This is a genomic window from Stenotrophomonas sp. SKA14, from assembly GCF_000158575.1.
In the GTDB taxonomy this organism is placed as follows: domain Bacteria; phylum Pseudomonadota; class Gammaproteobacteria; order Xanthomonadales; family Xanthomonadaceae; genus Stenotrophomonas; species Stenotrophomonas forensis.
Genome location: NZ_DS999412.1, coordinates 4,901,730 through 4,922,604, shown reverse-complemented (window position 1 = coordinate 4,922,604; position 20,875 = coordinate 4,901,730). Strand labels below are relative to the sequence as shown.

The window sequence follows — 20,875 nt, the reverse complement described above, 5'->3', positions numbered from 1 at the left end:
AAAAGGGTCGCGCGGGGGCGCGCGGCATGGGGGAGGACCTGGCTGGAGTCAGTCTGGCTGGGTCGTTGAAGTCGGTGATACCTCGCTACCGGCGGTACCGTTCAGCAGGGCCGAAGCCCGCGTCAGCAGCGCCGCCACCTCGTCCGCCTCGCCCTCGGCCCAGCGGCCGTGGTGGTGCACCAGCGCCCGCTTGAACTCGCGCAGGGCGCTGGCCAGCGGCGGCGGCAGCGAGGCCTTGGTGATCTCGCGGGCGCGGTCGAAGGCGCGTCGCTGCGCCAGCCGCACCTGGGTGCGCTGCACCTTCAGCTCGAACTCGCCGGCGGCGGTGATGCGGAAGATCCGCTTGCCGTCCACTTCCTCGGCCTCGATCCAGCCGGCCTGCTCGAAGTTGGCCAGCAGCGGGTACATGGTGCCGGCGCTGGGCGTGTAGGCCTGCATGAACTGGTTGCTGATCAGCTGCATCAGCTCGTAGCCATGGCGAGGCTGCTCGCCGATCAGGGCCAGCACCAGCAGGCGCAGGTCGCCACGGCTGAGCACCCGCGGCTGGCCGTTGCGGCGCGGCACCGCCGGATCGGTGGAGCGGGCTCTGGGAGAGGGGGTACGGCTCATTTCGATATATCGGTAAACGAGTGTGCAAACGATATATCGATATATCGAAGCCGGCAATCATCGATCCGGCCACAAGCAATCCCGTTTTGGGCCACGGCCAGCCGCGCGCACAGCAAAAGGGGCGCCCCTTGCAGGGCGCCCCGGCGGTACTGTGGAAGGGAGCAGGGCCGCAAGGCCCATCACTCGCGGCCCACGCTGGGCCCGATCCCCGCAGCGGTCCAGAGGCGGCTGCGACATGTTGTCGCCGGTTCAGTACCGCGGCCCGGGCCGCACCTACGGTGGCTCCAGAGTTGCCCTACAACCGTCATCGGCAGCGGTAACACTGCGTCCTGCACATGGCCGCAGCGGCCCGCAAGCGACAGCCCGCGCAGCCGCCAAGGCCCGCCGCAGGGCCATCACGGGCCCTTGCAAGCCCCTTGCGGACACTGGCCGGTTGCATCCATACGCCTGCGTAGCCAAGTGACGAAAGCCCTTGGTGCGCTACACTTTGCGGTCTAGAAATCTATACAACAGTCGCGCGCGTGCGTGCGGTTATGGGAGCGCTAATGAACTGGTTGAACGAGGTGCTGAACAACGACCCGAATCCTGTGGAAACCCAGGAGTGGATCGAGTCGTTGAAGGCCGTTATTGATGTCGAGGGCTCCGAGCGCGCGCATCAGCTGCTGGAAGGCATGGTGGAACTGACCCGTCGTTCGGGCGCCTACCTGCCGTTCTCTCCCACCACCGAGTACGTCAACACCATCGAGCCGCAGCTCGAGGCCAAGAGCCCGGGCAATGCCGAGCTGGAATGGCGCATCCGTTCGATCATCCGCTGGAACGCGATGGCCACCGTGGTGCGCGCCAACCGCAAGCCGGGTGACCTGGGCGGCCACATCGCCTCGTTCGCCTCCGGCGCCACCCTGTACGACGTGGGCTTCAACCACTTCTGGCGTGCCCCCAGCGAGAACCACCCGGGCGACCTGCTGTTCATCCAGGGCCACAGCGCCCCGGGCATCTACGCGCGTTCCTTCCTGGAAGGCCGCATCAGCGAAGAGCAGCTGGACAAGTTCCGCATGGAAGTGGACGGCGGTGGCCTGTCCTCGTACCCGCACCCGTGGCTGATGCCGGAATACTGGCAGACCCCGACCGTGTCGATGGGCCTGGGCCCGCTGGCCGCCATCTACCAGGCGCAGTTCATGCGCTACTTGGAAAACCGTGGCCTGATCGAGAAGTCCGACCGCAAGGTGTGGTGCTTCATCGGCGACGGCGAGAGCGACGAGCCGGAAACCCTGGGCGCCATCGCGCTGGCCGGCCGTGAAGGCCTGGACAACCTGATCTTCGTGGTGAACTGCAACCTGCAGCGCCTGGACGGCCCGGTGCGCGGCAACGGCAAGATCATCCAGGAACTGGAAGGCGTGTTCCGTGGCGGCGGCTGGAACGTGATCAAGCTGCTGTGGGGCGGCTACTGGGATGTCCTGCTGGCCAAGGACAGCGACGGCGTCCTGAAGAAGCTGATGATGGAAACCGTCGACGGCGAATACCAGAACTGCAAGGCCTTCGGCGGCGCGTATACCCGCGAGCATTTCTTCGGTAAGTACCCGGAGACCGCTGCGATGGTCGCCGGCCTCAGCGACGACGACATCTGGCGCCTGAACCGTGGTGGCCACGACCCGCACAAGGTGTATGCCGCCTACCACCAGGCCGTGAACACCAAGGGCATGCCGACCGTCATCCTGGCCAAGACCGTGAAGGGTTACGGCATGGGCAGCGCCGGTGAAGCGCTGAACCCGACCCACCAGACCAAGAAGCTGGACGACGAAGCGGTGCGCCACTTCCGCGACCGCTTCAACATTCCGGTGACCGACGCGCAGCTGGCCGACGGCCAGGTGCCGTTCTACCACCCGGGCCCGGATTCGCCGGAAGTGCAGTACCTGCAGGAACGCCGTGCCGCGCTGGGCGGTTACCTGCCGCAGCGCCGCCGCAAGGCCGACAAGACCTTCGTGGCGCCGAAGCTGGAAGCCTACGACCGCCTGCTGAAGAGCAGCGGCGAGCGCAGCTACTCCACCACCATGGCCTTCGTGCAGAGCTTGAACATCACCCTGCGTGACAAGGAACTGGGCCCGCACATCGTGCCGATCGTGGCCGACGAAGCCCGTACCTTCGGCATGGAAGGCCTGTTCCGCCAGATCGGCATCTACGCGCCGTTCGGCCAGAAGTACAAGCCGGTGGACGCCGACCAGCTGATGTTCTACCGCGAAGACCAGAGCGGCCAGGTGCTGCAGCAGGGCATCAGCGAGCCGGGCGCGATCAGCTCGTGGATGGCCGCTGGTACCAGCTACTCGGTCAGCAACGTGCCGATGCTGCCGTTCTACATCTACTACTCGATGTTCGGCTTCCAGCGCGTGGGCGACATCGCCTGGCAGGCCGCCGACATGCGTACCCGCGGCTTCCTGCTGGGTGGCACCGCCGGCCGCACCACGCTGAACGGTGAAGGCCTGCAGCACGAAGATGGCTTCAGCCATCTGGTGGCCGGTGGCATTCCGAACGTGCGCAGCTACGACCCGACCTTCGGCTTCGAAGTGACGGTGGTTCTGCAGCACGGCACCAAGCGCATGATGGAAGACCAGGTGGACGAGTATTACTACGTCACCCTGATGAACGAGAACTACACCCACCCGGAAATGCCGGAAGGCGCGGCCGAAGGCATCGTCAAGGGCATGTACCTGCTGACCGACGCCGGCAAGCCGAAGAAGGGCGAGCTGCGCGTGCAGCTGCTGGGTTCGGGCACCATCCTGCGCGAAGCCATTGCCGCCGCCGAGCTGCTGGACAAGGACTTCGGCGTGACCGCCGATATCTGGAGCTGCCCGAGCTTCAACGAACTGCGTCGTGATGGTTTCGACGTGGAGCGTGCCAACCGCCTGCATCCGGAAGGTGAGCAGCGCAAGGCCTACGTGACCGAGCTGCTGGAAGGCCGCCAGGGCCCGGCGATTGCCGCCACCGACTACGTGCGTGCGTATGCGGACCAGATCCGTGCGTTCGTGCCGATGTCGTACACCGTGCTGGGTACCGATGGCTTTGGCCGTTCGGATACGCGTGCGAACCTGCGTCGGTTCTTCGAGGTTGACCGGTACTACATCGCGCATGCCGCGATTGCGGCGCTGGCCAAGGAGGGGAAGATGACCGCGAAGGATGTGGCCCGGGCGATCAAGCAGTACAAGATTGATCCGGAGAAGGCTAACCCTGTTGGGGTTTGATTAGACAGAAGAGGCGGCCGAATGGCCGCCTTTTTTTTAGTACTTGCCACGAGGAAGATCGGATGTTCAGCACGGAAGAACAGTCGCGAGTTCTCGCGACACTAAGGGATGCACAGCGCGCAGCCTTTGAGAAGATTAAGGAATATCTCGACGCGCCGCATGGGGGGCAGTCTTTTCTAGCCGTGTTGCCGACCGGCGCCGGAAAGTCAGGATTGATTGCCACTCTGGCGCAATCGCAGAAGGTCGGCGTAATTCTTATCCTTAGTCCCCGGGTGGCTGTCTGCGATCAACTTACTGAGCAGGTATCTGGGGGGTTTTTTGCTGACCGATCAATTTCGGTGAGCAGGTTGCGGGATGTCGAAGACATTGATGACGAGTTCGGAGATTCCTCAATTTATGTGGAAACCTTCCAAAAACTACTGCGAATGAAGGAGGGTAGACTGAGAGATCTTCAGTCGAGATGCTCTCTTGTCATTATTGACGAAGGTCATGCGGAGCCTGCGCCAAAATGGGGTGCCCTGGTCCGTAGTTTTGAATGCCACAAAGTAATTCTTACTGCGACTCCGTATCGTAATGACCTATTTCAATTCAATGTTGGTCAGGATAAGAATTTCTGTTACACCTTCCGTGATGCTGTGAGCGATGGAGTAATTGTGGATCCTGAGTTCCAGTCTTGTGGATATCATGATCTGTCTGAAAGGGTTAAGGATTTCATTAAATTAAACCCGATTGCAAAGGTGATTGTTAAGACAAAGAACTTTGAGGATGTGCTTGCGTTCAAGAAGACGATGGTCGCAAGAGGCCTTTCGGTACTCGCGATTCACGAGCGTTTTAAAAGCAATATCTCTCTCGGTGAATTGAGTGATGTTCCTAAGGATATTAAAGATCTTGAATTTCAGGTCATCGTGCATCAAAGGAAGCTGGATGAGGGGGTTGATCTGCCCAGTGCTAAACTCTGTATCCTCACTTATCCGATAGCCAGTGGGCGAGAGCTAGTTCAGACAGTTGGTCGAGTAGTTAGGGTGTTCAAAGGAGTAAGGCCACTGGTTCTCGATTGTGCCACCGGAAGTAATCAGCGGCTTTGGGAGAACTACAAGGAGTTTGATCGTTATATTTCCGACCCGGCTGCTTGGGCGAAGTTCGTGAGGTCCTTGGACATCGCTAGCCTCATCGAAAGCTATCTGAATGTATTTCCAGATGTGACTTACCTCGGTTCCACTTTTAAGAGAAAGTTTGATATTCAATCGATCGATGTTGATAAGGACGTTGTAGTTCCAATGGCGTCGGTTTGCTTCCTGTCTGTAGAGAGTGAATTTACGATTGAATCTTTTGTGGACACCTTGTTATGGAGATATCGGCGTGAGGGTGAGCTTTCCCGTCTTTGCCTTTCACTGTACGGCTTCCATGTAATTCTGTCTGTCAAGTTTGATAACTCAAAGTATTTGAAGAGTTGTCTATTCTTTGAGCCCTCGCTGCATGTCACAATCGCTAAGGTTGTAGGGGATCTATTGGCTGTTTATGACAGCCGTTCGATAAATCACGCCAATGATATCGAACTTCAGACGATGCAGCCTGTGGAAGTGCAAAGATTGCTTAGTCTTTCCACGCGGGGAAAATCCGTCAGAGTGAAAGAAACTCATGCCAGGGCCGTTGGTACGTCGCGTAGTCGACCGGAGCGTGTATCCCAGATAAGTCCAGACCTGAACGCTGCGCCTAATGGGCAGGCCACTGCTAGCTATGCGCTGTCCGTAACTAAGGTTGTTAATGTGGACGCGACAGACCGCGTCGAGAGTAGCTACTACTTGAGTGCGGCATCTGGGCGAGTGGCCGATCAGAAGCACCATTCGTTCAGCCTGGAAACTCTGTCTGAATGGCTGGATGAAGTGGCATCAGTCATATCAAACAAAGTGACCCAGCTGAGCCCTGCAATAAATGGATATGCTCTGCCTATCGCAGCCGAGCTGAGTGGAGATCCCGTCTCCGCGACTTTTGATTTCAGTGGGCTGGCCGGTACCGCAAATCTGGTGCAGGGTAGCAGTCGCGGCCAAGTAGTTGCTGGCATTGAGTACGTAGAAGTCAGTTCCTGGAATTTTAGGCTGGCCGGAGTCAAGGTTTCAATGGCCTACAGTAGCGACGAGGAGAGAATAATATTCTCGTCTAAGCATCCTATCTCTATGGCCGTGATGGGGGCGCCCGAAAGTGACTTCATCGATTATTTAAATCGCTGTGAAGTAAAAATATTATTTGCTGGCGGAGTGTCCTATGTGGGCGGAAAATTCTACAGATCCTCTCTCCCGACATTAGTGGGGTTTGATCTGGAGACTACGACAATGAGGCGAATCTTCTTCCCTCTTCCTGAATTGCAGGCTCTTGGATTGACGGAGAAGGGGGAGGTAAAGCAGGGAGAGTATGTCGGTACGTTGAACGAAAAGTTCGATCAGAACTCGGTATTCGACATCATCGACAGTCTCGCAAAAGGTCCCCATGCTAGGTATTCGTCTCTAGAGTACAGGTCACTACAGGCGATGATTGCGGATGCTGACATCGTTATCTGCAGCGATATGGGTACGGAAGCTGCGGATTTCATAATTTCATCACCTCGCCTTCTTTGCTATATTCATGCGAAGTGTGGTGACTCCGTACGGCCACGATCCTCGGCAGGGGCGCTTGCAGAGGTTGGTAGTCAGGCAGTCAAGAATATCGAATATCTCATAACGTCAGATACGAATCTTCCCTTTGGAAATGCGGCGCTTCTGCCATCCCCTTGGCCCAGCCCTGGCGCGACCTATAAGATTTCTCGGCGACTCCGAGTTCTGAAGAGGCTTGGCGAAAACGTCGTTCTACCGGCATCTAATCAGGCGTATAAGGCTAGACTAGAAAAAGCAATTTCCATAATTGCGGAGCGTCGAAGATCGCCCGCTTGCAGGAAGGAGGCTTGGATTGTCGCTGCCAATTCATTCTCATTCTCTAGTTTCAAGAGACAGTTGGCGAAAGGCTCTTCAGCGAACGCTGAGTCTCTTCAGGCTTACCAATTGATGGACTCCTGGGCGGCCACATGCAGTGCAAATGACGTCGAGCTTAGGGTGATTGTCTCCCCTTAGTGCTGCGTATTCAATTAACTGATAATTAATTTTATGTTCCCGTCGCATTTAGTCTAAAATAGCGGATGGGAAGCTGACTCGAACTCTTAGATAAATAGCAAATGGCCCCTTTTGGATCGAGAGCGCGGATTGTTGGTGATGCCTGAAATTGCGGATTGAATGACAACGTCTCTCCCCCATTGGCCCCACCCGCTGTGCGTAGCGGCAATCTCAGTAGTTGGCCTGCCTCAACTATCTGAGCAGGCCGCTCATGCACACGTGCTACTCGCGCCCCTGCACTCGCTCACTCGCCATCACTGTCAACGCCACGCACGCCATTTTCAACCCCTCCATCACCCGATCACCCACGTATTCCTCGTCAGTGCCGTTCTGCCGCGTGCGCTCCGCCGCCAGCATCAGTTCCGCAACCACACGCAGGCCGCCCAGCGCGCAGTCCGCATCAGCCATCTGCATGCTGCGCCCGAGGCTCAGGTTGCGCTCGGGCCAGGGCTGCCCATCAGCAGCGGCGCCCGCGCCAATGCGATGCAGGTTGGCGACAAATCCAAGGGGATAGGCGGAGGAATCTTTCTCGTGATCGGTGTTGGCCGGATCGCGGCGGGTGTTCACACCGGGTAGTTTCGTTGCGCTCATGGCAATGCTCCGTACAGGACAGAAAGCAGCGCCACCAATAAAGGTGGCGGACGGTGCGGGCTCGAAAACCGGTAAGTACCAGACCGGCGGGTCCGGAGACCCCCACGCACCGCCCGCCATAGAACGCGAACGGATTGCCAGCCGACGCCACACAATAAGGTGACGCCGGCTGGCAAAGCGCATACAGCTGGTACAGAAACGGGTTTTCGAGTCCCGCGCCACCCTTTTTCGGTGGCACGCCAAGAGATACCCGCGCAGCTGCCAAATGCCAAGAAACTCCAGAACCGGCGAGTGCCAGTCCTGACGCTTTCGGCATTGTCGCACAGGGTGTTAAGCCATCAAGCGATTGCGCCGCAATGGTCTTGAAGGGCTTGGCGTTTTTGACCCCAAGCACAGAAATGCCCGCAGCCAAGGCCGCGATGTAGGGCCAGTTACGACAGACTGGATCAGTGGTTCAGGCCGCGGGCGCCTCGGACTCCGGCGTAAAGATCAAACGCACCCGAACCCGCGCATGCTTCGCGACGCCCTCAACCACGACCGGATCGAAGCGCCACTCATCCACCGCATCAAGCGCCGCACGATCAAACTCCCGCCGCCCGCTGGACCGCGCCACCATCACGTTGGACACGTGGCCCAGCTCATCCAGCTGAGCCACCAACAGCACCTGCAAGGGAAACTGCGGCAACGTATCGGCGGCAGTGACCGGTGCTGTTGAATACACCACCGCAGGCGCCTGCTGCAGTTTGAAGGTGGGGTTGTCCCCGGCCTCTACAAACACCTCCGTGGAAATACGTGGGTCTGTATCCATGGCCATGGCAGGCACAGCGCCCATCAGCATCAGAACGAGGGTCAGTGCCAGGGCGGCGTTCAAACGGGGCATGCGTGGCTTCCATTCCGGTGCGGCAACAGCATAGCGTCCGCCTCCACGCAGCGATCTGAATGCCCAATCCGCGCGCCTGCCATACGTGCGCAGACGCACGCCACGCTCCCCACCTGTTAACATTCCCCCCGCAACCCAGCCAGCCCACCCCGCGCAAACCGCGCCGGAGCGGGCCGTCGCAGTACGGCCCAGCGAGCCAGGACACCCTCCCGTGCCCTTTCAAGGATGCTCGCATGTTCCCTCATTCCGCTCTCCGCTCGGCCGCCCTGGCCCTTGCCGTCTCGCTCAGCCTTGGCGTGCCGTCCGCGTTCGCCGATAACGCCCCCGCCGCCAGTGCCAGCACCGCTGTGCAGCGCCAGGCCGTGGCCAAGGGCCTGTACGAACTGGCCTACAGCCCGAAACAGAACGCCGTGTTCGTGGCCTCGTCCGGTGGCTTCGGCGATGACGCCGGCCCGGCCCAGGTGCTGCGTTTGAACCCCGCCACGCTGGCCGTGGAAACCCGCATCCCGCTGGAGCGCAAGGCGTTCGGCGTGGTGCTGGACGACGCCCACAACCGTCTGTACGTGGGCAACACCGTGGACCTGTCGGTGACCGTGGTCGACACCGCGCAGAACAAGGCCATCGGCACCATCCAGCTGATGGAGAAGAAGACCGGCAAGGACGGCAAGGCCGCCTACACCCACGACCTGCGCGAGCTGGTGGTGGACAGCGCCGGCAACCGCCTGTACGTGACCGGCCACAGCAGCCAGCCGGACGTGAGCAGCGTGCTGTTCGTGATCGATACCACCACGCTGAAGGTGATCAACACCATCGACGGCCTGGGCAACGCCAAGGCGCCGGGCCTGGCGTTGGATGCGGCCAACAAGCGCGTCTACACCAGCAACCTGCTGGCCGACCTGGTGGTGGTGGGCACCGATTCGAACAAGGTGGTGGCCCAGCACAAGATCGCTGCCGAGCAGCCGATGAACATCGCGCTGGACCCGGCCGGCAAGCGCCTGTTCGTGACCGACCAGGGCTCGGAATTCCTGCGTGGCTACCAGGCCAAGAGCAGCGGCCTTGTCAGCAAGCACCCGGGCCAGCGCGTGCTGGTGCTCGACCGCAGCACCGGCAAGGAACTGGCCAGCATCCCGACCGATGCCGGTCCGCTGGGCATCCTGCTGGATGCACCGCGCAAGCGCCTGTACGTGACCAACCGCGAGGCGGGTACGGTGACGGCGTACAACAGTGACAGCTACCAGAAGGTGGCCACCTACAAGGTGCCGACCCACCCGAACAGCTTGGCGCTGGATGCGAAGAACAACGTGTTGTTCGTGAGCATCAAGAACGGCGAGAAGGACGACAAGGGCGCTGACGAGAGCGTGGCGCGGATTCAGTTGTAAGGCATTCCGCAGCACTACGGCGTAGCGAAGGCAGGGCATCCCCCTGCCTTCTTTATACTCGGCAAAAGCGTGCCGATTGCGACATCGAAAGGTACTATCCCGTCTCTAAGGCCAATAGGCCGGGTCAATTAGATGAGACAGGGGGAAGCAGGGATGGCGTACTGGTGGGTGAACCAGAAGAAGACCTTTGAAGCCTCGGCAAAGGGAGGCTTTCTGTGGTCGCCAAAGAAAAAGACCGACGGCCATCGCAGTGCCTTCTACGAGAACATGACCTTAGCGCGGCCAGGCGACGTGATCTTCGCCTTTGCGGACAAGCAGATCAGGGCTCTCGCTATCGTGAGCGGGGCGCATGCCGAAATGGCGCGCCCCGAGAGCTTCAAGACTGCCGACAGCGATTGGAACAATGACGGCTGGATGGTGCCGGTGCAGTACCAGCTGGTCGAAGTCCCGCTTGAAGTGCGCAATCACATGGATCTGCTAGGGCAGCATCTGCCCTACAAGTACGCACCCATCAAGCCAAGCGGAAAGGCCAATGAGGCGTATCTGTGCCCCGTGCCAGAGGGGATGGCGGACGACCTTCTTAACCTGTTGAAGACCGACCGCGAGGAGCTTCGTCAGTGGCAAGAGGATGTGCCGGTCTCTAGTGCGATTCGTTCGATTCAGAACGATGCCACGCTCTCAACAACACAGAAGAAGCAGTTGATCAACGCGCGCGTTGGCCAGGGCAAGTTCCGCAGCAACGTGCGCGATATCGAACCGATGTGTCGTGTAACGGGAACGACGAACCCAAACTTCCTTATCGCCAGTCACATCAAGCGCTGGTCCGAGAGCGATAACCGCGAACGCCTCGACGGCAACAACGGACTGATGCTTGCACCGCATATCGATCGACTATTCGACCGCTGGCTCATTTCTTTCACTGATGATGGTGTGATGATCTTCAGTGAGGCGCTGCCGGATGGAATTCGTGCGGAGTGGGCATTGGAACAAAAGATCGCGCCGAAGCCGTTCAACGCGGAGCAGATGCGTTACTTGAGCGAGCATCGGGAAAGATTGATTGGCAGGTAGTGCAATGAAATGGCACATCTTCAGATGTGCCATTGCAGGGCGGGGGAGCCTGACCGAGTCAAGCGCCCGGGGGCGATGACGCTTTGGAAGCTTCGCTCGCTGAACTACACTCTACGAAATTGGCGACACGGTCGACAGGAATCGTTGCAATCCCTTTGGCATCACTTTTTAGTCTCACGTAGTACATGGAGGAAGTGGCGGCCCGAATGCCAAGTTCCTTCGTGATAGGCCGAGTCTTGTCGCGCCAGTCGATTACTTCGGCGAAATCTGATTTTTCTCCCGTGACAATCAGGCGTGAGCACGACATGCCGCCTGAGCCGCTGCTAGAAATGACCTTTCCGGCAAGCCAGCCGCCAGTGGTGGGGAAAATGCATATCGTGGTGATGATGATCAAACTTGCGTGGAACGCTCGCGCTACGATCTTCCCATCCTTGCTGCCCAGCTCGATGAGTCTCACGGCGAATAATTGCACCAATGCCGCCATTACCATCACAAAGAGAAGTAGCGCAAGAATCACCCAATATTTTTCGATTTCACGAAAATATTCCATTGCACCCTTCATAACAGAAAGTGCAAACATCATCTGGACAAGATTTGAGGTAATGGCAGACCACGTGCGGTCAAGCCAGTGGCGCTTCTTCTTGTTCCCATCGAAGAAGAGTGTTACGAAGAAGAACACTAGTCCGGCCAGGGCGATAGATACTGGAACGCCCCATTTGTCGTTCCCGGGGTAGCTTGCCATCAGGACCACGGCGATTGCCAGTATTGCTCCGGGTAAGATCAATGTCCCGAGCCACTGAAATATATTCAACCCTACTTCGGATGATCGTTTCAGAACGTGTAGGCTTCCATCACTCGAGGTGTCAGCTTCCTCGAACATGACCATGAGTGGCATTAATGCAAGGGCAAATAACATCAGGGTGATGGCGCATATAATTACCAAAAGCGACGGCAATCCTGAAATTACATCTGAGGAAAGTATGCTGAGGGGTATGTGTTCGGCTTGTAGGTAATAGAAAAGGCTTAGGCTTGGCAGGGCGATAGAGGCCGCAGCGAGTTTTACGGGGTGCTTCTCTGCCCATGAGAAGGAGTCTGCCAGCTGTTGAAGCCATAATTTGAAGACCACGTTAACTTCAGTGCTGGGGGATGATTGTTGCGGATCGGTCATTGTGATTCCCTTCGTTCATGCAGTGAGTAGGTCGCGCAAAGCTGCGTCTGAGGCAGCCTCTTGCAACTAGATCGGCCGACACGAGCAAATTGTTAGTGATCGCTTGCGCGGATGCCGGAAGGGCTAGATGCGAGCAACTGACCAAGGTGACGCATGGTGAACTTCCACTGACAAGCGAGTTTAATCAGCCTTAGCTTTGCTGCCAGTCTGGAAGTCGCCATTTCATTCCAGAGGTAGGGCTGGATCAGACTTAAGATGTGCTGTGCGCGCGAAGGGCAGCTCTTCAATGTTGCCAATTCTGATGTCGCAATCAGCACGACTCTTCGCACTCAGATGCGAGCACTGAGAGGCCATGTGTGTGCGTTTGTGGAGGGTCTTCTAGGACTACTTGCAAGAACCGGCTTTTCCCGCCCGACGCCCATAACCGCTCACTAGCCTCCTTCCCCAGCATCAAGCGAGGGAGCGCGCATGCAGCGGGTTGTGATCGTGGTCGGCGACCGCACCACCGGTGGCGGCGAAGTGTTGACCGGTGCGCCCAGCACCTTCATCAACAACATCGCCATCGCCCGCGTGGGCGACAAAGCGAGTTGCCCGAAGCACGGTGGCTTCTTCGCCATCGTCACCGGCGATGAAACCTTCCTGATCGATGGCCAGCCGTTGGCCCGCCACGGGGATTCGCTGGCCTGCGGCTGCCGTCTGCTGGCCTCGCGCCAAAGCACGGTGACGGTGGAAGCGGGCGGAGGCGCTGGGCCGCAAGCGGCGTCTCAACCATCTGGCAACGCCGCACCGCCAGCGGGATTCGTACCCACAGGCACCGCTGCGCATGAGCCTGACGTAGCGCCGCCCAGCAAGCAGGACATCCTGCTGTACTACCACTACGGTGACCTCGACCGCACGCCGGTAAGGGGCGTGGGCTACCAGGTGATGCTGCCCGACGACCGGGTGGTGACCGGCAAGTTGGATGACGCAGGCCGCGCACGCATCCCGGACGTCGTCGTTGGCCCGGTGCATACGCTCCAGCTGCTGTTCCAGCCTGACCTGAGCGATGACGACGATGCGCCCATCCTCGCGGCGCGCGCGAAGCTCAAGTCAGCGCTGGACGCGATCGTTGCACAGACCCGCAGCGACATGGCCACGGCATGGCAGCAGTGGGACGACGCAGGCGCACTCAAGCGCTGGGGCCTACAGCGCGGCAACCAGGCGCTGGGCACCGGGCAGGGCGCCTGGGACTACATGGTGGGAACGGTCGAGACTGCCGTCGATTTGGCGGTGTTGATGTACAGGACCGACCGCGAGATACGCGAATGGACGCGCGTGCTGCTGACCGGCGACCGCGATGCCATGGACCGCAAGATCGCCGCGATGCGTGCGGCGGGCGACACCGTGATGGCGGCTGCCAGCGAAGCCAAGGAGCTGTTCAACCTGCTGATCGAAGATCCGGCCATCACCCAGCAACTACCGGCCTTCGCCGTGGCCTGGTGGGACGCGGTGCCACCGGACGAACAAGAGAATCTGCAGGCGCGTTGCGGCGCACAGATCATGATGGATGTAGTGGTCTCCATCCTGCTGGCCGCGGTGACGGTGGAGCTGGGGGGCGCGGCGGGGTTTGGTTACGCGGCAGCCAAGGCCGGGCGAACAGCCACCCGCATCGGCTCGCGACTGCTGCACCTGATGGAGGAAGTGGAGGACGCGTTCAAGGGATTGGCCAAGGCGCTGAAGCACCGCAAGCGCCGGCAGGCCGATGGCAACCGCAGGCCCGATGACAACCGGAATGTGGAGACGCCACGGCTACCCAGGCGCATGCCGCGGAAGCAGCTGCCGTGCTTCAGTCCGCAGAAGCTGCCAGCATCGAAGTACCCGGAGATGGATCGGCAGTTGAAGGGGCAGGAGCAGGGGCTGAACGATATGAGTGTGGAGGATTACCTCAGTGCACGAGAGGCATTTGATCCGAAGAATCGCGACAGGGCGGCCGCAAAGAAGGCAAGAGAAGACTTTAGAGAAAAGATCAAGAATGAAAAGTATGACGAGCTCGCTTCCGAGGTGGATGACCCGAAAGTTGCGGAGCGTCTGGCAACGGAGCATGCAGACGCAACGATGAAGGCCTTGAACGCCCTGCACAATCCCGACCTTGTGGCAGGTGGCCAGGACAAAATCGCCGACTTCGGTGACGCAGAGGTCAATCACACCATCGGCCGTCAATGGAGCCATGCTAGTAAGGACCAGGCCACGCGCATCCAGGACCTGGATGCGGCGGCAAGGCAAGTCCCGGTGGGCGAGCGACGCACCACAAAGATGAACGGCGGATTGGAGCGCTGCAGATGATCGAGATGCTCGACAAACACTTTGAGTACTTCTACTCAGACAAGGGCTTTGGACCCGCGGTTGACACAAGACACGTATCGCAATCGAGGTTGGAGCACTACCGGGGAAAGGTCCCAGACAAGCTACTGGAATACTGGCGGGCGTACGGCTTTGCTGGTTACGGAAAAGGCATCTTCTGGATAACTGATCCGGATGACTACGCCGAAGCCCTTAATGCCTGGCTCTATGGAACTGAGTTCTATGGGAAGGATCACTACTACGTCATCGGCCGCAGCGCCTTCGGGAACTTGACACTGTGGGGAACCAAGACCGGGCGTAGCCTAACCATCAACTGTGCATGGGCAATGCTCTTTCCAACTGACAAATCCCGATGGATGAGGGAAGGGAAGGCAGATTCTCTGATTTCAACGTGGCTGTCTGGGATGAGTGTCGATTATCCGAATGAGACAGATGACAAGGGCATCCCCCTCTTTGACCGCGCCGTGAAACTGCTGGGCCCACTGAACCATGACGAGATGTATGGCTTCGTCCCGGCGCTTGCACTCGGTGGGCCATGCCGCCTCGATCATCTGCAGAAGGTCAACGCCGCCGAACACCTGCTGTTCCTCGCCCAGCTGGGGGAACGTCGGGTCATGGTCGACATCGTGGCTGAGGCCAAGAAGCGAGGGCTGTGAACCAGCGGGTCAGGACGGCTAATCCATCCACCGAACCGCAGCCGAGCGTGGGCTCGGCTCTACATGACGTCACGCCGACTAATCCGCCGGCCGATGGTCATAGCTGATCACCCGCTCCACCTGCCACCGCCCATCCACCCGCCGCCACACCTGGACGAAGCGCGCCTGGCCGGTCCAACGCTCCACACCCTTCGCATCGCGCTCGTGGAAGCGGTGGTCGCCGATCTCCAGCGCCCGCTCGTCGTGCAGCGGAAACACCTGCAGCGAACTCTCCACCAGTTCACGCCGCAGATGCATGTGGTTGGCGCGGTTGCTTTCGCACAGGGCGGCCACGCTGTGGCGAAAGTCGTCGCGGTTGCTGGCGGACTTGCCGGCCTTGTCATGGAAGAACTCCATGTCCTCGGTGGTCATCGACGCGGCCTTGTCGGCGTCGCAGGCGTCAAACGCAGCGGCGAACAGCTGCGTGTCGGCCTGGCGGATCTGTTCGCGCAGGGTATCGGGCGTGGTCGGGGCGGCGGCAAGGCCGGCGGCCAGCAGGGGCAGGGTGAACAGCAGCATGGCGAATCTCCCGGAAGTGGTCCGCGCAGGCTGGCACGGTCCACCGCACCTTGCCGCCGCGCTGCGACGAAACCGGCGCTGGACCCGATGAAGCGGGAATCTGGCGGGGCGGGCGTCCCTTCAGCCTGTGCACGTCGTGTCACAGCGCGCCGCGATTCCCTCACGGGCGGCATAGGGGCGGGGTTCTAGCCTGCAATTCTTCCCTTCCACAGGAGCCCCCATGCCTGCCTCCCGCATCCGCCTGCACGTTGAAGACACCGGCGGCGATGGCCGCCCGGTCATCCTGATCCACGGCTGGCCGCTGTCGGCCGATGCCTGGAAGACGCAGGTGTCGATCCTGCGCGATGCCCAGTACCGGGTGATCAGCTACGACCGCCGGGGCTTCGGGCGTTCCGAGAAGCCCGCCGACGGCTATGACTACGACACGCTGGCCGCAGACCTGGCTGCGCTGATTGAAGAACGCGATCTGCGCGATGTCACGCTGGTCGGCTTCTCGATGGGCGGTGGCGAGGTGGCGCGCTACGTGGCCAACCATGGTGAGGATCGCCTGCACAGCGTGGTGTTCGCCGCCGCCGTGCCGCCTTACCTGCTGAAAGGTGACGACAATCCGGACGGCCCGTTGACCCAGGACAAGGCCGATGAGATGCGCAGCGGCCTGGAGAAGGACCGCGAGAGCTTCTTCGATGGCTTCACCCGCGACTTCTTCAGCGCCGATGGCAAGTTGATGGTGACCGAAGAGCAGCGCCAGGCGGCGATCGCGCTGTGCCACCAGTCCGACCAGACGGCGGCGCTGGGTTGCATGCAGTCTTTCGCGACCACCGACTTCCGCAATGACCTGAAGAAGATCACCGTGCCGACGTTGATCCTGCACGGCGACAGCGATGCGATCGTCCCGTTTGAAGGCTCGGGCGAGCGCACGCACCAGGCCGTTGCGGGCAGCGAGGTGGTGATCCTGGAGGGCGCGCCGCACGGCTGCAACACCAGTCACGCTGATCACTTCAATCTGGCGCTGCTGAACTTCCTGAAACGGTAAACGTCCGCGATGCGCCAGCAAAAGACCCCGCCGTGGAAGAAGCCCAATCCCAAGGGCCAGGCGTCGCAGCCGTTGTCGGATGCGCAGAAGGCAGCGGCGCGGCAGCGGGCGGAAGAGAACGGGCGGCGTTACCCGAACCTGGTGGACAACATGTGGGCGGCGAAGCTGCCGCGTGGGTCGTGAGCTGGCGCAACCAAGCGTGAGTGCGGCGCCGAACAGGCACCATCCTCTACCAGGCAAACAGCGTTTGAACCGGAACGGCGTTTGTCGCATCCGCCAGCCGACAGCCGCAGTGCGCTTGGTTACGATGATCCTTTGTTGTCATGGATGATCTGATGGTCTCTGCTGCTGCGCGTTACTGCCGCATGTCCGGCCCTGGTCCGATCCTGCTGATGGTGCAGGTGGTGGCGCTGCTGGCGGTGGGACTGGCCGCCGGCTTCTTCCACTATCGGGTGGGCTTGCTGCTGGAGCCGGTGGATGATGCCTGCGGTGGCCCGGATCCCGTGGCGCGCATGCAGGTGGCCGAACAGCTGATGGCCCGCTCTCTCGCACTGGCTCCGTGGCAACCGTTGCAGTGGATTCCCATGGCCGGCCTGGTGCTGGCCCTGCTGGGGGCGATCTCGATCAGCGTGTACCGGCTGGGTCGCCTGTCGGGCCGGCTGCGGTGGGCCAACTGGGCGGTGATGGCCCTGCACGGCGTGATACTGATGCTGGCGGTGAGGGCCCTGCATCTATACGACATGGCGTGGATCAGCGTGGCCAAGCTGGCACCGACCACCTGCCTGGTGGAACTGGGCGAGCAGGGGCGGCTTCCGCTGGTGCAGGCGCAGGAGGTGGTGTTCGGCATTCTCACCCGCCAGCATGCTCTGCTGCTGCGCAGTCCGGATGATCTTGCTCTGGTCCTGGTCGCGCTGCTGCTGATGGCGATGGTGGCCGGATTCATGCTGTGGCGGGCGATCGCGCGGGCCAGATCATCGGACGCGCTGGAAGACGGCTAAGGTCTGGAGTGCCCAGCATCCAATTTGATCCTGTCGTCTGCCTCCCTGCACGATAGGGTCTGGCGCAGATCCTTTCGCTCGAGCATATAGACGGCGGAAGGCGCTTCAGCGAGCTTCAGTTGCAACGATTCACCGAATGGAATGACACGCCCCAAGGGCTTCGTCCAGACGACGGGTGCATCGCGCTGTAGCGTTCGGTCAATCAGCGATGCCATCGGCCTCGCTTGAGGGTCAATTGCGAGGCGAACACAGCCGGCCATCCCTGTGCTCCCCATGCTGAGGATCATGCGCGTGATGGGAGCAGATGTAGTGGGGAAAACGCAGGCCAGGGAGACTGCAAGCAATCCTCCCCAGAAGGCCTGTCGGACTATGCCATGGTGGCTGCTGCGGACGATGGCGAGAACGGCAACGAACTGGCCCAGCGCAAGAACCAATGTACTGAAGGCGACGGCCACCAGGACCACGGCTGTTCCATGCCCTGCAGCATCAGCAACGTGGGCGGCCCAAAGTCCGAGGGGAAACATGGTCATCGCCTGCAGGATTGCTGAGGGAAGACATGAGAGGCGTGAGGGGCGCTTGAAGCGATGCCGATGGGGACGACGTATCCAACGTCCGCAGATTGCCAGTGCCGCAATGCTGAGGAGCGCCGAGAAGAGCAGGATGATCATCTGCGCTGTGGCCCCCGCTTCGGTGAGCTCCATCACCATGGCCGCGGCAGTGAGGAGAAGGCCGGGAGACCAGAGCAGAAGCAGCCATTGCGATAGATTTACCTTTACAAACGCTTGAACTGGCGTGCGAAAAAAGGCTCCTCGATTGGGAATGATCGCGACGGCCAGCAGCCTTCCATTCCTGCTCCTGGCAGCGCCCTCCATGACCAGGGCGCAGTTGTACACGAGCAACCCGCCAATAAGCCCAATCAAAAGAATGACGATTGCGAAGAACAGCGGTATGAATGCCACGAAGTCTGACGACAGGACATTGATCGCCATTCTTTCCTGCATGCAGAAGTTGGCGACCGATGCCCCGCAGAGAAATACAATGCCGCCAAGAAAGAACGACGTATTCTCGCGGATGGTGGCCGCGATGCGCTTCAGATCGCTCAGCCATGCAAGATCGATCGTTCGGCCAGTCTTTTCCATGATGATCCTGATGTCCTCTGATTGACGCGGATTTCATGGTCGTCGAAACGGACTGGCACTAGAATCGGGAAAACCCTTACAACTTGTTCAAGGAAACTGTATGAGCTGGTTGCTGCGCGCCGTGCCGTTGCTTCTCTGTTCGCTGGCGGTGCACGCCGCCGAGGTGGACCGACGTATCGCGGTGACCATCGATGATCTGCCCTGGGCACGCGTGGATGAAATCGCGCCGCCGGATCTGCAGGCGCGTCATGAAGCCTTGATGGCCCAGCTGCAGCAGGCGGGCGTGCCGGTGGTGGGCTTCGTCAACGAGACCAAGCTTGAGGTGGACGGCCAGGTGCAGCCGGCGCGGGTGCAGATGCTGCGCGACTGGCTGGACGCGGGTTACGTGCTGGGTAACCACACATACTCGCACATGGATCTGAATGCCAAGGGCGTGGCGGCGTTCCAGCAGGATTTCCTGCGCGGCGAGACGGTGCTGCGGCCGCTGCTGGCCGAACGTGGACAGACGCCGCAGTGGATGCGCCATCCCTACCTGCGCGCCGGGCGTACCGCGGACGAGCGCGTGCAGATGGACGCGTTCTTCAAGCAGCACGGCTACCGTGTGGCGCCGGTGACCGTCGACAACGGTGAGTGGGTCTGGGCGTTCGCCTATGCCAATGTGATGAATGAGCAGCCCGATTCACCGGCGCGCGAGGCGACGCTGGCGCAGCTGCGCAAAGGCTACGTACCGTACATGCTGAACAAGCTGGACTATTACGAGAGGCAGTCGCAGGCGCTGCTGGGCTACGCATTGCCGCAGGTGTGGCTGATGCACGCCAACGAGCTCAACGCGGCCACGTTCGCCGAACTGGTGGCGGCCACGAAGCGGCGTGGCTATCGCTTCGTGTCGCTGGACGAGGCGATGCGCGACCCGGCCTACGCGCGCGGTGCTGAAGGCTACAACGGACGCTACGGCCCGAGCTGGCTGCACCGCTGGGCGATGGCGGAGAAAAAGCCGAAGGACTTCTACGCCGGGGAGCCGGTGGTGCCGAAGTGGGTGATGACGCTGGCGAAGGTGGATTCGGAGTGAGGCTCAGCGCTGCGGGTGTTGCCCGCAACGGAGATCGCCCCCGGCGCTGAAGCATCGGATCTGCCCCGTTCACCCGGTTGGAGAATGGGGCGTGTAGTCCAATGCTTCAGTGTCCTTGATCAGCCGATCGTGCCGCTCGCGCACATCTTTGGCAGTTCCCCATCCTGTGAGGCTCGCTCTCTCAGCCCAGGTACCTTCTCGTAGTGCGCCTCAAGGTAGCGAATACCCGTGTCACGGCCGATGCCCACGCACTGGATCTTGGCTGCGTTGATGACGGTATCCATGCGAACCTTGCCGGTTGCGCCCGACGACAGCTGAATAGCCCTGACGATGCTCTCGTTCGCATCAGCAAGATTGGATGTGCGTAGACCGGCATATGCACGTGCGTTCCACGCCTCTGCGTTGGAGGCATCAACGGTTGTGGCGGCCTGGAAGTACTGAAAAGCAAGGTTGGCCTTTCCGCTGACCAGCGCATCTCTGCCTGCTCTCAGGTAATCCTCGGCCGTGGGAGGGGAGGCAGCTGGCGCGGGGACGTTGGCCGAAGCCTGGCCTACGTCGCTCTCGTTGGAGAGGCTCAATGCGCTCGCTCGGAAGGAGATGATGCGCACTTGGACGAGCCGGAAATCCGTTTCGGAGAAGTAAGCCTTTGCTCGGTCGAGGAGGTGCAGGAATACCTGCTCGTCCCGGGACACGATCTGGGCTTCGTGCTTTTCCATGAATGCCATGATCATCTGATCAAGCTGTCTATCGGCCTGGCTCTGCTGGTGGCCGATGCTTGCATTCTTGAACGCTCTGTCATCGATCCCGGTCTGCTTCTGTTCCGCTCGCCGCTGATCTTCGGAGCGCGATGCCAACTGGTGAGCGGCGAATGCAATGAAGACCATGCAGGTTGGAATCACGATCTTGCTGATGACTTCCCCGATGACCTTGCCTAGATTGATGAATACTGCCTTCCATGGCCGTGGGTTCGACATGCTGGTGTTCCGAGAGGCTTTCTACGCTATCGGCATGCCG

17 protein-coding genes are annotated in these 20,875 nt (G+C 60.3%); 10 read left to right on the top strand and 7 right to left on the bottom strand.

Annotated features, from left to right (window positions below; all coding sequences use genetic code 11):
• Positions 1–48 precede the first annotated feature (48 nt).
• Entirely contained in the window at positions 49–609 is a 561-nt protein-coding gene (locus tag SSKA14_RS22505) for a PadR family transcriptional regulator (RefSeq protein ID WP_040009076.1), read from the bottom strand.
• A gap of 545 nt (positions 610–1,154) precedes the next feature.
• Here SSKA14_RS22505 and aceE point away from each other — a divergent pair.
• The gene (gene aceE / locus SSKA14_RS22500; RefSeq protein WP_008266026.1) at positions 1,155–3,842 is read left to right on the top strand and encodes a pyruvate dehydrogenase (acetyl-transferring), homodimeric type; all 2,688 of its coding nucleotides are present in this window, start codon (positions 1,155–1,157) and stop codon (positions 3,840–3,842) included.
• Between the two features lie 62 nt (positions 3,843–3,904).
• On the top strand, positions 3,905–6,943 hold the full coding sequence (locus tag SSKA14_RS23640; protein ID WP_008268174.1) for a DEAD/DEAH box helicase family protein: 3,039 nt from the start codon (positions 3,905–3,907) through the stop codon (positions 6,941–6,943).
• A 261-nt stretch (positions 6,944–7,204) separates the two neighbouring features.
• Here the strand turns inward: SSKA14_RS23640 and SSKA14_RS22495 are convergent, their stop codons facing one another.
• On the bottom strand, positions 7,205–7,573 hold the full coding sequence (locus SSKA14_RS22495) for a hypothetical protein (protein ID WP_040009073.1): 369 nt from the start codon (positions 7,571–7,573) through the stop codon (positions 7,205–7,207).
• 454 nt (positions 7,574–8,027) lie between these two features.
• The gene (locus SSKA14_RS22490) at positions 8,028–8,453 is read right to left on the bottom strand and encodes an energy transducer TonB (protein WP_040009070.1); all 426 of its coding nucleotides are present in this window, start codon (positions 8,451–8,453) and stop codon (positions 8,028–8,030) included.
• Between the two features lie 233 nt (positions 8,454–8,686).
• Here SSKA14_RS22490 and SSKA14_RS22485 point away from each other — a divergent pair, with 233 nt between their 5' ends.
• Both SSKA14_RS22485 and SSKA14_RS22480 read left to right on the top strand, forming a co-directional pair.
• On the top strand, positions 8,687–9,832 hold the full coding sequence (locus SSKA14_RS22485) for a YncE family protein (protein ID WP_040009068.1): 1,146 nt from the start codon (positions 8,687–8,689) through the stop codon (positions 9,830–9,832).
• Between the two features lie 168 nt (positions 9,833–10,000).
• Positions 10,001–10,900, top strand: a complete 900-nt coding sequence (locus SSKA14_RS22480; RefSeq protein ID WP_157636009.1) for an HNH endonuclease — start codon at positions 10,001–10,003, stop codon at positions 10,898–10,900.
• A 58-nt stretch (positions 10,901–10,958) separates the two neighbouring features.
• Here SSKA14_RS22480 and SSKA14_RS22475 read toward each other — a convergent pair whose 3' ends face one another.
• The gene (locus SSKA14_RS22475; protein WP_157636007.1) at positions 10,959–12,068 is read right to left on the bottom strand and encodes a hypothetical protein; all 1,110 of its coding nucleotides are present in this window, start codon (positions 12,066–12,068) and stop codon (positions 10,959–10,961) included.
• Positions 12,069–12,536: 468 nt separating this feature from the next.
• On the opposite strand from SSKA14_RS22475, the gene SSKA14_RS23160 reads away from it, so the two are divergent.
• Positions 12,537–14,390: a PAAR domain-containing protein gene (locus SSKA14_RS23160; protein ID WP_008267524.1), complete on the top strand. Its 1,854-nt coding sequence runs from the start codon at positions 12,537–12,539 to the stop codon at positions 14,388–14,390.
• Positions 14,387–15,064, top strand: coding sequence for a GAD-like domain-containing protein (locus SSKA14_RS22465; protein ID WP_040009062.1), 678 nt, complete (start codon positions 14,387–14,389; stop codon positions 15,062–15,064). Before SSKA14_RS23160 ends, SSKA14_RS22465 begins: the two co-directional genes overlap by 4 nt.
• A gap of 78 nt (positions 15,065–15,142) precedes the next feature.
• On the opposite strand, the gene SSKA14_RS22460 is transcribed toward SSKA14_RS22465, so the two are convergent.
• A complete protein-coding gene (locus tag SSKA14_RS22460; RefSeq protein WP_008268716.1) occupies positions 15,143–15,622 on the bottom strand; it encodes a nuclear transport factor 2 family protein in 480 nt (159 codons plus the stop codon).
• Between the two features lie 220 nt (positions 15,623–15,842).
• On the opposite strand from SSKA14_RS22460, the gene SSKA14_RS22455 reads away from it, so the two are divergent.
• The 3 genes from SSKA14_RS22455 to SSKA14_RS22450 all read left to right on the top strand — a co-directional run bounded on the left by SSKA14_RS22455 (position 15,843) and on the right by SSKA14_RS22450 (position 17,653).
• On the top strand, positions 15,843–16,655 hold the full coding sequence (locus SSKA14_RS22455; RefSeq protein WP_008268599.1) for an alpha/beta hydrolase: 813 nt from the start codon (positions 15,843–15,845) through the stop codon (positions 16,653–16,655).
• Positions 16,656–16,664: 9 nt separating this feature from the next.
• Positions 16,665–16,838: a hypothetical protein gene (locus SSKA14_RS24035; protein ID WP_008266798.1), complete on the top strand. Its 174-nt coding sequence runs from the start codon at positions 16,665–16,667 to the stop codon at positions 16,836–16,838.
• 152 nt (positions 16,839–16,990) lie between these two features.
• On the top strand, positions 16,991–17,653 hold the full coding sequence (locus SSKA14_RS22450; protein WP_198283619.1) for a hypothetical protein: 663 nt from the start codon (positions 16,991–16,993) through the stop codon (positions 17,651–17,653).
• Here SSKA14_RS22450 and SSKA14_RS22445 read toward each other — a convergent pair.
• Positions 17,650–18,792, bottom strand: a complete 1,143-nt coding sequence (locus SSKA14_RS22445; protein ID WP_040009059.1) for a hypothetical protein — start codon at positions 18,790–18,792, stop codon at positions 17,650–17,652. The two genes, SSKA14_RS22450 and SSKA14_RS22445, sit on opposite strands and share 4 nt — an antisense overlap.
• Positions 18,793–18,892: 100 nt before the next feature.
• On the opposite strand from SSKA14_RS22445, the gene SSKA14_RS22440 reads away from it, so the two are divergent.
• Complete coding sequence (locus SSKA14_RS22440) at positions 18,893–19,861, top strand: polysaccharide deacetylase family protein (protein ID WP_008267927.1); 969 nt, start codon at positions 18,893–18,895, stop codon at positions 19,859–19,861.
• Between the two features lie 119 nt (positions 19,862–19,980).
• Here SSKA14_RS22440 and SSKA14_RS22435 read toward each other — a convergent pair whose 3' ends face one another.
• A complete protein-coding gene (locus tag SSKA14_RS22435) occupies positions 19,981–20,835 on the bottom strand; it encodes a tetratricopeptide repeat protein (RefSeq protein ID WP_008268062.1) in 855 nt (284 codons plus the stop codon).
• Positions 20,836–20,875: the final 40 nt, after the last annotated feature.